The 15,890-nt window shown below is 60.7% G+C and carries 12 protein-coding genes; 2 read left to right on the top strand and 10 right to left on the bottom strand.

The window, feature by feature from the left end:
- Window positions 1-90 precede the first annotated feature (90 nt).
- Together lptB and EI293_RS05975 are read right to left on the bottom strand one after the other, a co-directional pair.
- Entirely contained in the window at window positions 91-864 is a 774-nt protein-coding gene (gene lptB / locus EI293_RS05980; protein WP_125436197.1) for an LPS export ABC transporter ATP-binding protein, read from the bottom strand.
- A 69-nt stretch (window positions 865-933) separates the two neighbouring features.
- On the bottom strand, window positions 934-2,769 hold the full coding sequence (locus EI293_RS05975; RefSeq protein ID WP_125436196.1) for a M61 family metallopeptidase: 1,836 nt from the start codon (window positions 2,767-2,769) through the stop codon (window positions 934-936).
- A 247-nt stretch (window positions 2,770-3,016) separates the two neighbouring features.
- Here EI293_RS05975 and EI293_RS05970 point away from each other — a divergent pair, with 247 nt between their 5' ends.
- Window positions 3,017-3,418 (top strand): DoxX family protein, encoded by a 402-nt coding sequence (locus EI293_RS05970; protein WP_246010544.1) that lies wholly within the window; start codon window positions 3,017-3,019, stop codon window positions 3,416-3,418.
- Window positions 3,419-3,502: 84 nt separating this feature from the next.
- Window positions 3,503-4,009 carry a hypothetical protein gene (locus EI293_RS05965; RefSeq protein WP_125436194.1) on the top strand — a complete coding sequence of 169 codons (507 nt, stop codon included), beginning with the start codon at window positions 3,503-3,505 and terminating at the stop codon, window positions 4,007-4,009.
- An 89-nt stretch (window positions 4,010-4,098) separates the two neighbouring features.
- Here EI293_RS05965 and recJ read toward each other — a convergent pair whose 3' ends face one another.
- The 8 genes from recJ to EI293_RS05925 all read right to left on the bottom strand — a co-directional run bounded on the left by recJ (window position 4,099) and on the right by EI293_RS05925 (window position 15,760).
- Window positions 4,099-5,820, bottom strand: a complete 1,722-nt coding sequence (gene recJ, locus EI293_RS05960) for a single-stranded-DNA-specific exonuclease RecJ (protein WP_125436193.1) — start codon at window positions 5,818-5,820, stop codon at window positions 4,099-4,101.
- A gap of 236 nt (window positions 5,821-6,056) precedes the next feature.
- Complete coding sequence (locus tag EI293_RS05955; RefSeq protein WP_246010543.1) at window positions 6,057-7,889, bottom strand: tetratricopeptide repeat protein; 1,833 nt, start codon at window positions 7,887-7,889, stop codon at window positions 6,057-6,059.
- A gap of 339 nt (window positions 7,890-8,228) precedes the next feature.
- On the bottom strand, window positions 8,229-10,361 hold the full coding sequence (locus EI293_RS05950; RefSeq protein ID WP_125436192.1) for a SurA N-terminal domain-containing protein: 2,133 nt from the start codon (window positions 10,359-10,361) through the stop codon (window positions 8,229-8,231).
- Window positions 10,362-10,637: 276 nt separating this feature from the next.
- The gene (locus EI293_RS05945; protein WP_125436191.1) at window positions 10,638-10,901 is read right to left on the bottom strand and encodes a hypothetical protein; all 264 of its coding nucleotides are present in this window, start codon (window positions 10,899-10,901) and stop codon (window positions 10,638-10,640) included.
- Window positions 10,902-10,910: 9 nt separating this feature from the next.
- A complete protein-coding gene (lptC, locus tag EI293_RS05940; RefSeq protein ID WP_125436190.1) occupies window positions 10,911-11,498 on the bottom strand; it encodes an LPS export ABC transporter periplasmic protein LptC in 588 nt (195 codons plus the stop codon).
- Window positions 11,499-11,508: 10 nt separating this feature from the next.
- Window positions 11,509-12,861: a porin family protein gene (locus EI293_RS05935; protein WP_125436189.1), complete on the bottom strand. Its 1,353-nt coding sequence runs from the start codon at window positions 12,859-12,861 to the stop codon at window positions 11,509-11,511.
- Window positions 12,848-13,651, bottom strand: a complete 804-nt coding sequence (locus tag EI293_RS05930) for a type III pantothenate kinase (RefSeq protein WP_125436188.1) — start codon at window positions 13,649-13,651, stop codon at window positions 12,848-12,850. The genes EI293_RS05935 and EI293_RS05930 overlap by 14 nt, the downstream gene beginning before the upstream one ends.
- 162 nt (window positions 13,652-13,813) lie before the next feature.
- Window positions 13,814-15,760, bottom strand: a complete 1,947-nt coding sequence (locus EI293_RS05925; protein WP_246010542.1) for a pseudouridine synthase — start codon at window positions 15,758-15,760, stop codon at window positions 13,814-13,816.
- Window positions 15,761-15,890 lie beyond the last annotated feature (130 nt).

Here is a 15,890-nt window from a genome sequence, read left to right as displayed (position 1 = left end):
CCAACGACCTTTCAGCAGCTCAGTTTACGATACACTTACCAGCCGCGGTGACAGCACACGAAGCCTGTGAGGCACTCATCCGGGTACTTATCAGGCACTTTCCGCCGCCGTATCCTGGCTGGTAGCCGTCGTGTAGTCCTTACGCTTCAACTCGAAGTTCTTACCTAGATACACGCGGCGCACCATCTCATCCTCGGCCAGTTCCTCGGCGGTGCCGGCTTTCAGCAGCTTGCCCTCGAAGAGCAGATAGGCCCGGTCCACAATAGCCAGCGTGGAGTTCACGTCGTGGTCGGTGATAAGGATGCCGATGTTCTTGTGCTTGAGGCGGGCCACGATGCTCTGGATTTCCTCGGTGGCAATGGGGTCGACGCCGGCAAAGGGCTCATCGAGCAGCACAAACTTGGGGTCGACGGCCAGGGCGCGGGCAATTTCGGTGCGCCGCCGTTCACCACCGCTCAGCACCCGGCCCAGGTTCTTGCGCACGTGGCCGAGGCTGAACTCCCCTATCAGCTCCTCCACCTTGTCGCGCTGAGCCTGCTTCGACATATCGGTCATTTCCAGCACGGCCAAGATGTTCTCCTCCACCGTCAGGTCGCGGAACACGCTGGCTTCCTGGGCCAGGTAGCCCACGCCCAGCCGGGCCCGCTGGTAAATGGGCAGCTTGGTAATTTCTCTGTCGTCGAGAAATACCCGGCCGGAATCGGGCTTCACCATGCCTACCGTCATGTAGAACGAGGTGGTTTTACCGGCCCCGTTCGGCCCCAGCAGCCCCACAATCTCGCCCTGCTCCACGTGCAGCGACATATCGTTCACCACCGTGCGCGACTTGTACTTCTTAACCAGGTGTTCGGCGCGTAGAATCATCGTGGGGCAAAGGTAAGGGGAAGCAGGAAGGTCAATCGATTTGTCATTGCGGGGAGGCCTGACGCACGTCTACCCTTTCAGCAACCTGTTACGCAACGTTTGCTGGGCGGGCGTGGCGGCCGGCTGCGTTTCCACCATATTTTTCATTTCCACTTCGAACTCGCGGGGAGTGGCTTGGCGTTCCTGCTCGGCACCGTTGCCGTGGCGGAACTTCACCCGTACCGCGTCGGCGGTCTGGGGTTCTACCAGGGGGCGCAGGAGCTTCTCAGCGGTCTGCATGGTTACGGGCTGGCCGTTGATAGCCAAGATGATGTCGCCCTCATCCAGGCCGAAGGCGTTGTCCTCGGGCTTGGTTTTGGCTACCCGGAACTGGTCCTTGCTTTGGTCGTAGGCGAAGCCCAGGTTACCAAATGCCTTCACCCGGGCCTGGCCGATAGGCGCATACGTCCACCCGATTTTGGTCAGGTCCTCGGCCAGTGGCAACGGCTCGGTGCCCTCCACGTAGCGGCGGAAGAACGTCCCGATTTCGGGGTTGGTGAGGGCCACGATTTCGGGAATCAGGTCCTTGTCCTCGAAGGAGCGGGTGGGGCCGTACTTCTCGCGCAAAGCCAGTAGCACGTCGCGCAGGGTCTGGCGGCCCTGGCTCAGCTCCCGGATGCGAATATCCAGCAACAGCCCGATGAGCGCGCCTTTGTTGTACACGTTTTCATACATGTCCTTGTAGGGTGGCTCCAGAATGCGGCGGCTCATCTCCGTAAACGACACGGTGGCGTAGGTATCCGACTTGTCGATTTTCTCCTTCACCCGCTTCCGAAACTCCTCCGGCGTGATGAGCCCGCCCTGCACCTGCACCAGCTGCGACACGTACTCCGTCACGCCCTCGTACAGCCACAGGTGTTGCGACATCTGGGGGTTGCGGAAATCGAACTCGCCGATTTCGCGGGAGTGGATGTTGAGCGGGGCCAGCATGTGCAGAAACTCGTGCGAGGCCACCTCCAGCACCATGCTGCGCAGGCGGTCGGCATCGGGCAGCTCGGGCAGGAAGTAGAGCGAGGAGTAGCTGTGCTCCATGGCCCCGTAACCGCCCTTTTCGCTGTTGAGCGAAGAAGTCAGGCTGGGGAAGTAAAACAGGAACTGGTAGCGCGGCACCGGCATTTTGCCGAAATACCGGGTCAGGGCTTCCGACATGGGCCGCAGCATCTGGCTCACGTCGGCGGCCTTCACCGCCCCGCTTTCCGACAGTACGGCCACCGAAATGCGGGCCCCGCCGGTGCTGAAGCTGGCCGTATCGGGGCGGGCGTAGAGAATGGGGCCGTCGGCCAGGGTTACGTAGCTGGGGGCCGTGAACACGTCCTGGGTGGGCGACTCGCGGCGTACGTCCAGGGCGGTGGCGCCGTAGAGGTCGGCGGGTTTCTGCACCTGCACCTCGTAGGGCAGCATCTTGTAGCCCTCGAAGTAGCCGTAGAAGCCGTAGTGGTTGATGGTGAAGTTGCGGCCGGCATCAATGTTGGTGCCGCCGGGCTGGAAGATGAACTGGTCGTCCTGCTTCACATCCCAGGTATCGTCTACCAGGTATTCGAGGCGGGCCAGCTTGGTTGCGTTGTCGATGACGAACAGGTTGGGGCCGTTGTTTTTCACCTTCAGGCTCTTACCGTTCTTATCGAAGGCCTTGAAGCCGGTCACGAAGCGGCCGTAATCCTTCTTGGAGTACGAGCCGGGTACCACCGAGGGCATAACATAGGTAGCCTGGGCCTCCCGGATGGCGGGCGTGTTGATAACGACCTTCACCCGGTCGTTGGTCACCTGCTGCAAATCGAGGCGAATCTGGTAGCCGGCGGGCTGTTGGGCCAGGGCGGCCGAGGCAGTGAAGAGGCTCAGCCCGAGGGCCAGCAAAGCAGCTTTCATAAAATCGAAAAAGGATAAACCGGATACGGCACTAACGCCCCGGCGAAGATAGGCAGTATGGATTGTTGGATGGATGAATTGTCATTGCGAGCGAAGCAATCCGTCCTTCACGAAGCGCGAAACCCTGACCTGTTCAAAAGCGCCTGACGCCAGCACAGACCTCGCAGGCATTTCGATTCAGAAGGCTTGTCACCCTGAAAAGGACAGATTGCTTCGCGCTGCTCGCAATGACAAACGGCTTCCTGACATGTCGATTCCCCCGTACCTTGGCAGTATGCGCATCAAAACCATCAGCCGCGTGGTACTGGCTACGTTCTTTATTGGGGCCGGCATCACGCACTTTACCAACCCAGCGGGGTTTCTGCGCATCGTGCCGCCCTACCTGCCCGCTCCCCTCCTGCTGGTGTACCTGAGCGGCGCGGCCGAAATAGCCGGCGGCCTCGGGCTACTTATCCCCGCTACCCGCCGCTGGGCCGCCTGGGGCCTGATGGCGCTCCTGGTAGCCGTGTTTCCGGCCAACGTGTACATGCTGCAAACCCACGGCGCGGGCCTACCGGTGCCGTTGTGGGCGCTATGGCTGCGTCTGCCGCTGCAACTGGTGCTCATCGGCTGCGTATGGTGGAGTGCCCGGCCCAATCCAAAAATATAATACCCTGAGGCTGAAACGGCGCTGTTTTTGCAGCTTGGGCCATACCACCAATGATTGGTGCGCCCTCACCCCTTTCTCCTATTTATGGCTTACACATTTTTACTATTCTCCTTTCTTGCAGCCGGAGTCCAAACCGCCAAGAATCAACCCATTACTGAACCTGCCCGCGCTAGCGCGGCCCGTGATTCGCTTCTTCGTGCAACTGCTGCCACAAGACTGGAAGCAACTCAAAGAACCGGTTTCGTACTTACTACATCCCGCCTGGGTAAGCGCAAGCACGTAGTACGTGGGTTTCAGAACGTTGCTAACCCTCAAAATTTGCCAGAAAATCGGTTAAAGAAAAATTTGATCTGGAAGCAGAAAACCATTTACCGCCGCAATGGGCAAGTACTGGAAACGTACGTAGCTCAGTTGGGTAATCGTAAGGTTCTGCAGGAAACCCGACTGAACGATAACACGCTGTGGATCAAACTTTCTCAGCCTATCAACTTGGCTGATACAGCACCAAATACCGAAGTTGTTGAGTATGAATACGTGCGCGGAGGCTACTTCACTTGGCGTGGCCAACAATACGCGCAGCCCAAGCAGTAATAAGTTCGCCCAAATCTATTTCCCCAACATAACAACGCCCAGCAGCCGCATACCGGACTACTGGGCGTTGTTATGTAGGGAGGAAGCTTTTACTCCCAGCGTATGTCCTTTACCCGCAGCTGCAGGTTCTTTACGCCCCGGTACTCGTTGATTTCGATGGTGTAGCAGACGCTGAACGGCTGACCCAGGCGGATTTGCTCGTGGTATTCGCCCAGCCCGAAGCCGATGGCGTCCACGGTGTGGTGGCCGTCCTGGGTGAGGGTGAGCTTGAGGTGGGAATTGCCCACGATGCGTGCCGAATCGGGGGTGGCGTATACCTGCTCGGAGGCAAACACCGGGTTGGGGTTGCCCGGGCCGAACGGCTCCATCTGGCTCAGCAGCCGGTAAAACGAGGGCGTGATGTCGCTCAGCTGCAGGGTGCAGTCGATTTCCACGGGCGGAATCAGCTGCTCAGGCAGGATACGGCCGGCCACAATCCGCTCGAACTTCTCCTGGAAAGCGGGTACGTTCTCGACGGGCAGCGTGAGGCCAGCGGCGTACATGTGGCCACCATACTGGTCGAGCAGCTCGGCACACTCCTCAATAGCCTGGTGCACATCAAACCCTACTACCGAGCGGGCCGAGCCGGTGGCTTTGCCGTTGCTTTCGGTGAGGATGATGGTAGGCCGGTAGTACTTATCGAGGCAGCGCGAGGCCACGATGCCCACCACCCCCTTGTGCCAGTCCTGCTTGAACAGCACGGTGGTGCGGGCGGTGCGCAACAGGTCGCTCTGCTCAATCATTTCCAGCGCCTCCTTGGTGATGCTGGTATCGAAGCCGCGCCGCTCCTGGTTGGTTTTGTCGACTACGCCGGCGGTAGCTACGGCTTCGGCGGTGCTGCCGGCCAGCAGCATAGCCACCGAGCGTTTGGCGTCGCCCATCCGGCCGGCCGCGTTGATGCGGGGCGCAAACCCGAATACCAGGCTGCTGATGTTTAGCTCGGCGGTTTGCAGTCCGGCCAGTTCGCGTAGGGCATCCAGGCCGGGGCGCTGGGGCCGCTGCCGGTCGTTGATGAGGCGCAGACCGTGATAGGCCAGCGTGCGGTTCTCATCATAAATAGGCACAATATCGGCGGCAATGCTCACGGCCACCAGATCCAGGAGCTCGTACAGGTCGTCTTCGGGCAGGCCCTGGTGCTGGGTAAACGCCTGCATCAGCTTGAAGCCCACGCCGCAGCCCGACAGCTCCTTGAACGGATACGGGCAGTCCTGGCGCTTAGGGTCGAGGACGGCTACGGCCGCCGGCAGTTCCGTACCGGGCAAGTGGTGGTCACAGATAATAAAATCGACGCCGCGCTGGTTAGCGTAGGCAATCTTATCCACGGATTTCACGCCGCAGTCGAGGGCAATGATGAGCTGGTACCCGAAGTCGTGGGCGTGGTCGATGCCGGCCTCCGAGATGCCGTAGCCTTCCTTGTAGCGGTCCGGAATGTAGTAATCGATGCGCTCCGGCCCGAAAAAGCGGCAGAGGTAGCTGTACACCAGCGCCACCGACGTTGTACCATCCACGTCATAGTCGCCGAATACCAGCACCCGCTCGCCCAGGTGCAGGGCCTTGAGCAGGCGGTCCACGGCGCGGTCCATGTCGCGCATGAGCAGCGGGTCGGGCAGCTGACTGAGGTCGGGGCGGAAGTAGGCGCGGGCTTCCTCAAAGGTGCCCACGTTGCGCTGGCACAGCAGGCTGACAATGGCCTCGTTCACGCGCAGCGCATCGGCTAAGTGCCGGACCGTTTCAGCGTCGGGCGCGGGCTTGCGAATCCATCGTTTTTCCATGTGCACAGAGGAGCCTAACAGCGGCAGTATCTCCAAAAGTACAAAAAGAACAGCACGGATAAACCACGGATTTCGCCGGATTCATCGGATTCCGCGGATTCGGGAGGGTAGTGTTCAGGACCGTAGGAAGTTGCCCCTGAGAGCTGCGCTCCGGCCCGCGCGCGAGGTTGCTTACCTTCTCACGCGGGCCAGAGCGCAACTCCAGGGGACACGTTCTACTCCCCCAAATCCGGGCTTTAGTTCACCGCATCGCCGCGCAGTTGGCGGAACCGTTTGCGGGCCTCGGCCACGTAGATGCTGCCGGGATATTTGGTGATAACCTGGTTGTAGAGCTGCTGGGCTTTCTCGCGGTCCTGTACGTTTTCCTGCTGAATGAGGGCGGCTAGGAACAGCGCATCGTCGCTGAGCACGTCGTACTTGGGGTTGCCGGTGATGCGCTCCAGGGTGCTCAAAGCGCCGGGATAGTCGCCGGTGCGGCGCTGAAGCTGGGCCTTCAGGTACCACGCATCGTCCTGCAGCGCGTGGCCGGGGTACTTAGCCAGCAAAGCATCGAGGCCGCGCAGAGCTTCGGGCAGCTTGTTCTGGAATACCTGCTGTTCCACCACGGCGTAGTCGCGCAGGGCTACGCCGGCCGTGTCCATAGCCGTGTTATCGGTAATGAGCAGGCTGAGCTGCATGGCATCGTTGGCAATTTCGCGGCTGGTGGCCTGCTTGAGAATATCCAGGTGCGACTGGGCCAGCTTGAAGTCGCCGGCGAAGTAGCTGAGGCGGGCGTTGCGCAGCTTGGCATCGTAGCCCAGCGGCGTATCCTTGTGCGACTTTTCTACCTGCGAGTACAGCAGCGTAGCTTCCCAGGGCTCGGCGCGCAGCAGGTAAATATCGGCCAAGTCAATCTTGGCCTGATCCACCACATCAAGGCTAGCGCGGGGCATAGCAATTACTTCGTTGAGCAGCTTCATGGCGGGCTCCTTCTCATCGAGTTGGAAGGCACGCAAAGCCGCCATGCTGCGCAGCACCGGGGCCGTATCGGGCGTGCGGCCCAGGTCGGTGAGTACCTGCTCGTACTCCTGCAACAAACTGCGTAGTTGGGCGGGGTTCACGGGGTAGGTGTTACGTACCTGGTCCTCCCGGGTCTGCACGAGGCGCTGGCGGGCCAGGGCGTAGTAGGGCCGGTTGCGGTACTCGCGCACCACGTAGTCATAGCCCTCAATGGCACTTTCGTAGTCTTTGTTGCGGCGGGCAATTTCGGCTACTTCCAGCACGCGCTGCCCTTCCGTACGGCCGCGCCGGTCAAGGGCCTTGGCCTGCACCAATGCACCGGTAAAGTCGCGGCGCTGCACCTGCAGCCACAGCAGCAACTCACTGTACACGGGCCGCTCGGGGTTTTTCTGCACTAAGCTCAGTAGCTCCTTTTCCAGGGTAGCAAAGTCCTTATCGTCCTGGAGGCTGTTCTGAAGCATGTTGCGCACGAAGGGCAGCTGGCGCTCATCGTCCTGCACCAGACGCAGGGTTTCGGCCATCAGCTTATCGGTCTGGGCCTGCTGGGTGTAGAGCTGGATGAGCTGGGGGCCGAACTCGGTTTCGGAGCGGGCCAGCTCCCGGCCACGCAGGTAGGTAAGAATGGCCCAATCCGGCAAAGCCAGCTTCTGAAACTCGGTGGCTACGGCTACTACCTGCTCCGGGGGCAGCTGGGTCAGCACCCGCTCCCACTGCTTCCGGGCGGCCAGCTCGTCGGCGGCCTGGGCGTACACCTGCCCCAGCGTGACGCCCAGAGTAGCCTCTTGGGGCCGCTGTTTCTGAGCCCGCCTCACCAGTTTCTCGGCGTCTTTGGGGCGTTTGAGGCCCTGGAGGGCGGCCAGGTAATCGGGCAGAATGTTGGGGGCCGTCTGCTCGTCGTTGCGCAAACGGCCGAACAGGAAGGCAGCCTTCTCATGCTCACCCTTGCGCTCATACTCGCGGGCCAGCTGCACCTGGCTGTCCTCCTGAACCTGGGCTACCACCGGCCCGGCCGCCAGCAGCAGTACCGCCAGCCCCACCTTCCCCATTCCCAAACGCAACGACTTTTTCATAAGTACCTAACGAAAAGACCCGGACGGTGATTCAGTGAATCGATGAGTTAGTGAGTTGAACGCTAGGCCGACACTAGTTGCGCGGTCTGCATCTCAGATTTAAGCACCGGTTCGTAAGTAACAGTATGAACGTCATGCTGAGCTTGCCGAAGCATCTCTACCGCTTCGTTGATTTACTACCACAATGAAGCGGTAGAGATGCTTCGGCAAGCTCAGCATGACGTTCTTTCTATACCCGGTTACGTATGGCTTACTACTCACCAATTCACCGATTCACTACATCAAAAAAGGGCCGCACCCTAAGGTACGGCCCTTTTACATTTTCCGGCCTTATCAGGCTTAGAAGAACTTGGTGCGGTTGTCCTTCACGTTGGCGTGCTGCTTCACGGCTTCAAAGATGAGGCCATCGGCGCGGGCTACGCGCTGGGCGGTCAGCTGCTGCTTGGCGGCTTTCACGTCGGCGGTGGCGGGAGCGGGCGTGGTGCTCACGGTTTCTACCATCAGCACGCCCTGCTCACCAGCAAAGGCTTTCGATTTCTGGCCGGGCTTCAGGCCGAAGGCTTTGCCCACGGCTACCGGCTCGGAGCCGAGGCCGGGAATCATACCTTGGCCCAATACCACGTTGTCGGCGGTTTTTACCTGGGCGGCGCTGCCGTAGGCCTGAGCAATCTGCTCCAGCGTGGCGCCTTTGGCGGCGTTCAGCTTGCTGATGATCTGCTCGGCTTTCAGCTCGTTGCGCACGAGGGCGGTTACTTCGGGCTTCACGCTGGCTACATCGGCGGTGCCTTTGGTCCGCTCGCCGGTCAGCACGGCAATTACGTACTGGTCGCCCACGTCATCGAACACGCGCGATACGTCGCCTACTTCCGTAGGCGAGCCTTCGGGGTTCACACCGTAGGCCCAGCGGACAATGGAGCGGCCGTTCTGGATGTTGTTCACGGCTTGGTCGCCGCGGCCGAGGCCTTTGGCTTCCATTTTCTGCAGGCTCTTATCCTTGGCCACGGCGGCGCGGAACGAAGCCAGATCGGTAGCGGCGCCTTTCAGCTCCTGGGCTTTCTGGTAGGCGGCGTCGCGGGTGGCGTCGGTGGGCTGAATGCTTTTCTGCACCGTGGCCACCTGATAGGTCTGCGAGGTTTTGGGAGCCGTAATTTTGATGATGTGGTAGCCGAACGACGTTTTCACGGGAGCGGGCAACAGGCCGGCCGAGGAAGCAGCAAACACCGCCTTCTCGAACTCGGGTACCATGCGGCCCTGCTGGAACCAGCCCAGGTCGCCGCCGGTAGCGGTGGTACCATCGGTACCGTACTGCCGGGCCATGGCGGCGAAATCGGCACCGCCTTTGATCTTGTTCAGCACTTCCGTGGCCTTGGCTTTAGCGGCGGCATCCGCCTCGGGCGTGGTGCCTTCGGGCTTGATGAGGATATGGCTGGCGCGGGCGGCAGCCTGGGTACCGGCTTTCTGGCTCGATATCTTGTAGAGCGAGTAGGTGCCGTTTTCAGCGTAAGGGCCGTACACTTTGCCTACCTGCAGCGGCAGCTGGGCGCGGAGCTTCTCGGGCATATCGGCTGGCGAGAGGAAAGCGGGGCTGGTCGCGTTTTCGGAGTTCAGTTTCACGAAAGCCGAGTCCACCGGAGCGGCGGCGAACTGGGTAGCCAGCTCATCCACCGTCTTGCGGATGGTGGTGCTGTCTTCTACCGAAGCCGTTACCGGAATCACCACGTACTCGATGCTGCGGCCGTCCTCCACTTTGTAGCGGCCCTTGTTCTTATCAATGTAAGCTTGCAGCTGCTCGTTGCTCACTTTCACGCTCGAATCAGAGAGAGAGAAGTAGGGCACGAACAGGTAGCGCAGGCTGGCCTGGGCGGCCTGGCCTTCGTTGTAGCGCTTGGCTTCGGCCGAGGTCACGTAGGTGCTCATTTTGAGCAGGTTGTTGTACTTGGTTCCCAGCCGCTCAGGGCGCAGGTTAGCTTCGAAGTTGGCAAAGGCAGCCTGGGCCTGCGGGTCCATCTTATCGAGGTTACGCAGGTACTCCTTCACTTTCAGCACATCAAACTGGCCCGTCTTGGGGTCGGTGAAGGCCTGACGGATGCTGGGGTGCACGTTGTTGCCTTGCACCATGTCGGTGAGTTCCTCGTCGGATACTTTCAGGCCCAGCTTGTCGAATTCCTTCTGGAAGGCAATGCGGTAGAGCGTCTGGTTCCAGGCCTGGTCGCGCAGATAGCCCAGCGCCTGGTCGTCGGGCTGGCGCTGTTGCTGCTGAATAAACTGCTGCTTGGCCTGCTCCAGCGTGGCGTTGAAGGCCTCGTACTCCACCTTTTCCCCGGCCACTTCGCCTACCGACGTATCGTTTTTGCCGAAGATGCTGCTCCGGCCATACAGGAAGTCACCGCCGAGCATAAAGAGCAGCAGGCCGATGATGATGGCCCCGACCGCCCAGCCCGATTTTTCTCGAATCGTGTTGATTAATGCCATTTACTTGAAAAAAAGCGCAGTAAGAAAAGGTGAAAGAGGTGCAAAATAACCAAAAAAGATGGTCATTAGGTAATGAAATGGCGCGGTAGTCATCTGGTTTCGGCGGTAGCGCAGGACGTACGGTCGTTTTCCCGGTGCTGAGCCGCTGAAATAGGGGCTAGCAGCTTTGCTATTTCAAAACGTTAAAGCGGTACAAAGCCCAAGTCCCTGGCATCCGCACGGATATCAGGGACTTGGGCTTTATTAATGTTGTAGCCGTCTGTACTAGCAGAAAGTTTACTTTTTCTTCTTCGGTTTTTTGGCGGGCGGAGCGGCTGCTTTGCGGGCTGCTTCTGTCTCGGCCGCCGCTACTTTATCGCGCTGACGGAGGTAGCGCAGTCCAATCACCATCCCGAAGGAGAGCATAAACAGCCAGTAATTCTGATATAATCCCTCCATTTTGCCCGTTACCAGCGTTTGGTAGCAGGCAATGACGAACGTGACAATAGACAGGGCAAACAAGATGGTCCGGCTGATGCCGGGCTCCCAGAAGCGGTTCATGCGAAGAGGTTAGCGGGTAAGCTTGGCCGGAGCGGCCGTAGGAGCATTTTGCAGCGTGAACACGCCGGTGGGCGTCAGGATACGGTAGCGCGAGAAATCCTGGTTGGCCGTCAGCCCCCGGCCCGTGAGGACTTCCGTGGGCGTGGTCACCTTGATTTCCGTCTGCTCTTTGGTGTAAATGGTAGCTTTCAGCTTATCGTAAAAAGCCTCCTCCGTATTCATGCGCTGCTGCTTGGGCACGTTTACAACCCGCACGTCGCCGCGCATGGTGTAGAGGTTCTTGGCCTTCTCAAACTTACCGTACTTGCCCGTGATGGTATTGACCACCTCCTGCCCGTCGGCCCCGAGAAACGTCAGCTTCACGCCCTTGGGGTACAACATGTCGCCCGACTCAAACTGCTGCTCCAGCGGGGCCGTGAGGCGAATACGCAGCTTGGCCGAGTCGCTGACCAGCATGAGTACGTTCTCGGTTTCCACGGTAGGGCCCTTGTATTCGATCGGCTTGGCGGCTACCTCGTCGCTGCTCTTACGGCAGCCCGCCGTGAGTAGGGTTACCCCCACCAACACCGAAACCAGACGAACAGAAACCGGGAACATAGGAGCGGGATTACTCAATGCGGCGCTTGATAAACCACCGGTTGTTGAGCGTCACGCCCAACTGCATGCGCACGTAGTCTTCTTTCACGTTGCGCTCCGTGGAACCATCCGACAGGCTTCGCACATCGGTATTACCCCGCTGGCCGTAGGTGAAACCCAGGCTGATGGTTGTAGCATCGAGCGGTGTGGCGGTGGGGAGCGGCAAAGCAAAGCCCCAGCTCACCGACCGGTCGTAGAGCGTCTGGCCGCCGGGGCGGTAAGGCAGCTGGGCCACGTTCAGGCCGGCCCGGTACGTCACCCGTTTGAAGTAATTATCCACGGAGGTAGCATCCGGCGTCAACTCTCCGCCTACGCCAAAACGGTAGGTATCAGAAAGCAGAATCCCGGAGGAGCCGCCCTGTTCCCCAAACGCCCGAAACTGCGACCATTCCTGGCGGCTACCTTCGGCGCTTAAGCTCCAGCTGCGGTTATTATCGAGGCTGATGCCCAACTGGGTAAGCGCGGGCACCCGGGCCTTGCCGACCGCGTCAATTTCCAGGGCCGTTGACCCAATCTGAATGCCATTGAAGTCTTCGCGCAACAGGCTGACGCTTCGCTCCCCGTTCAGGTTGGAGCGGAAGCTGTACGTTCCGCCCACGTTGTAGTTCAGCTTCTCCTTGATCTGCCCCCGGTAGTGCAGGCCCGTCCGGAAAGCAAAGTCGGAATAATGAATGTGCTGCTGGTAAATATCCCGGTTAGATAGATCCAGGGCCAAGGTGCTGCTACCGATGCGGGTGCTGGCGTCCTGGTCGATGCTGCCGAACACGTAGCCCGCCGAGGCACCCAGGGTCAGCCCTTTGGCAACCCGTACGGCGTGGCTCATGTACGCTTCGGCCAACCCGCCCGAACCGGTGTAGCGTTTCTCTACCTGCGAAGTAGGGTCGCCAACCACCGTGTTGTCCAGGGTTTTCGATTCGTAATCAACCGTGCTATAGGGTTTCAGGCCGATAAGCCCCGCCCAGCGGCGGTTGATGGGCACCGCCAAGGCCAGATAGCCCAGCGTGCCCGAGCCGGTCTGCTGGCTGCTTACGGTGTTCTTCAGGGTCTTGAACTGTCCCGTAAACCCGGCCTCAAACGTGGTGCGGCTGGTATAGTACACCAGGGCCGGGTTCAGCTCGTTCACGTTCACGCTGTTGGGCGCGGCTACGCCGATGCCTCCCATGCCCATTTGCCGGACGCCGCCCGAGTTCATGCTGGCGTCGCCCAGGCCCAGGCGCGAGTAAGGCGAGTTACCGAGGCCCTGCCCCAGTGCGGCCGGCGAGGCTGCCAGCAGCCCCAGCAGCGAAAGACCACCGGCCAGGCCGGCGTAGTTAGGTTGAGACATGGTGTACTAAAATTCGGTGAAGCCCCATTAACACGAGCTCCGGAACAACAAAGATAGGCCGTTTCAGCCGGGTGCGGAAAAAGCCGGCGTCACCACCGGCTACCAGCACTGCCAGGCCCGGAAACTGCGCCTCATATTCAGCTAGCATTCCACCCACTTCCGCTGACGCCCCGTTCAGCACCCCACTCCGAATGGCGGCCTGGGTATCGGCTCCGGTCAGCGGCACAGTAGCGGCTGGGTCTGCGGGTTTGGCAATGAGCGGCAGCCGCCCGGTAAACGTATGCAGGGCCTGAAAACGCATAGCCAGCCCCGGTGAAATACTACCGCCCCGAAAGACACCATCAGCCGTGACCAGGTCGCATTTGATGGCCGTACCGGCATCTATTATCACCACCGAACGACCAGGAAGCAGCCAGGCGGCTCCCACGGCCGCCGCCAGCCGGTCGGCGCCGAGCGTGTGCGGTGTGGCGTACGCATTGCCGATGGGCAACGGCGTGGTGGCCGGCACGAACTCCAGGACTTGCCCCGGCACCAGCTGGCGTAGCTCTTCGGCCCAGTCGGCCGTGGGCTCCGCTACCGAGGCCAGGATTACGTGCTCCGGCTGCAGCCGCTGCACGGCTGCCCGTACCTGCTCCGGCGTCTGCCCGGTAGCCGATTCCACTAGCGTATCAGCTTCGAAGCAACCGTACTTCACGGCTGTGTTACCAATATCGAGGGCCAGGGTACGCAAGTGGGAACGTGATGAAGTGGACAGGATATCCAGAACGTCATGCTGCACCTGTTGAAGCATGATGTTCCTTTATTTGCGGGGCTGCCATTCGGCGGCACAAAAATGGTGAAGCTGTGGAATGAGCAAAGTGCTAGGTGTCGGATTAAAAATCCATCCACTCACCACTTCCCTATTTCACAACTTCACCATCAGGAGCCACCCGCCGGGCGGGCGGTTGCGTGCTTACATGAAATACTTCAGGCGAATCACTTCTTTCTCAGAAAGGAAGCGCCATTTGCCACGGGGCAGGTCTTTTTTGGTCAGGCCGGCATACTGTACCCGGTCCAGCGTCACTACATCATAGCCCAGGTGCTCGAAAATGCGGCGCACAATGCGGTTACGGCCAATGTGAATTTCCACGCCCACAAAGTGCGGGTTGCCGGCCACTACGGCCACATCATCCACGTCGGCTTTGCCGTCTTCCAGCATCACGCCATCGGCAATCTGCTTCAGGTGCTCTTCCGTGAGGGGCTTGTCCAGCTCCACCTGGTAGATTTTCTTGTTGCGGTGCGAGGGGTGCGAAAGTTTCTGCGCCACTTCGCCATCATTGGTGAACAGCAGCAGGCCCGTCGTATTCCGGTCGAGGCGGCCTACGGGGAACAGCCGTTCCTTAGAGGCCCCTTTCACCAGCTCCATCACAGTGCGGCGGCCTTCGGGGTCCTCGGTGGTGGTGAGGAAGTCCTTGGGCTTGTTGAGGAGCACGTACACCTGCTTCTCGCGGTTGAGGTTGGTCTTGCCGTACTGGACCGTGTCGGAAGGCTGCACTTTGTAGCCCATTTCCGTCACTACCTGCCCGTTCACCTTGATTTCGCCGGCGGCAATCAGGGCGTCGGCGTCGCGGCGGGAGCAGATGCCGGCGTTGGCGATGTAGCGGTTCAGGCGAACTTCTTCCCCCGTCGTATCATCTTCTTCACGCCGACGCTTGTTACCCCGGGTTTTGTCGTCCTCGTAGTGCTTGAGGTTCTTGTAGTCGGGCGCTTCGCCGGCTACTTCGCCGTACTTACGCTTGCCGGCCTGATTGGTGTTAGGCGTCTGGGCACCCCGGCCCGCGTACTCGTCGTGGGCACGCTTGGGGCGCTCCTCCGACGAAGAACGGCCGTCGCGCTTGTTGCTGCCGAAGCTGCGCTTGTCGCCGAAGGCGCCACGGCGGTCCTGGTCGGAGCCCCGGCTGTCGCGCCGGTCCCCGAAGGTACCCGGCCGGCTCGTGCGCCGCTCACCGGTTGCCCCGGCCCCAAAGCTCGGCCGGTTGCCGAAGTCGCGCCGCTCACCACTTTCCTCGGTCCGACGAACCGGCCGCTCCCGGCGGTCATCGGCCTCAAAGCGGGCGGGGCGCTCGGTACGCTCCGGCCGTTCCGACCACTCTGAACGGGAGGAACGCTCGGGGCGCTCAGCGCGCTCCGTCTGCTCGTTGTCAAGATCGGAAGGTCGGCCACGGAAATCGAACTGACGAGCCGCCCGGATTTCCCGCTCACCGGGAGCCGCCTCGCGCATCGGGCGCGCTTCCTCCTGCCGGGGGCGGAACGTTTCGGGCTCGTCCTGGGGGTTGGGGTTCTGCTTGATGAATTTGCGGTTCCGCTCGCCGGGCAACCCACGCGGCACGGCCGACTGTCCTTCCTGGTTCCGGTAGGGCTGACCCTGCCAGGTTTTCTTGGGCTCAAACTCGCGCACCGGGCGCACGGGCCGCTCCTCGCGGTTCTCACCGTAGCCCCCGCTGCGGCGCGCGTCGTCGCCGCCACGGGCGTCGCGGCCGCCCCGGTTGAAGGAGCCGCCGGCCGAGTTACCGAACTTCTTCGGGCCACCAAAGCTGTTGCCTCCGGCTGAGTTGCCGAATTTACGCGGGCCACCGCCGAAGCTACCACCGCTGGAACGCCCAAACGAGGAACGGTCAGAGTTACCCCGCCGCTCATCCGAACTGCCGCCGTTCTGCCCGAAGCGCGGGTTACCACCCGTGCGCTCGGCCCGCTCCTGGCCGGGCTGCATAAACTTGCGGAACCCGTCATTGCCACGGTTGTCCGAGGAACGGTTATCGTTGCCACGGCTGTCGTTATTGCGGCTGTCGGAAGGACGACCGGCGCCGGTGGTGCGGCCACGGCGGCCGGGCGCATCGCCGGAGAAGTGTTTCTTGCCCATATGGAAGAAGCATGCGTGCCGTATCGCTACGGTACAGGTTGATAATCAGAAAAAGCAGGGAGCAGGCGTAACGCCTAGCACCCGAAAACAGTGCCCGGACCAGCAGCCCGGAGGACCTTTTATGGTCCAG

The sequence above is a fragment of the Hymenobacter perfusus genome (assembly GCF_003944765.1).
GTDB classification, from domain to species: Bacteria; Bacteroidota; Bacteroidia; order Cytophagales; family Hymenobacteraceae; genus Hymenobacter; species Hymenobacter perfusus.
The sequence above is the reverse complement of the archived record's forward strand: the minus strand, read 5'-3'. Positions and strand labels throughout refer to the sequence as shown.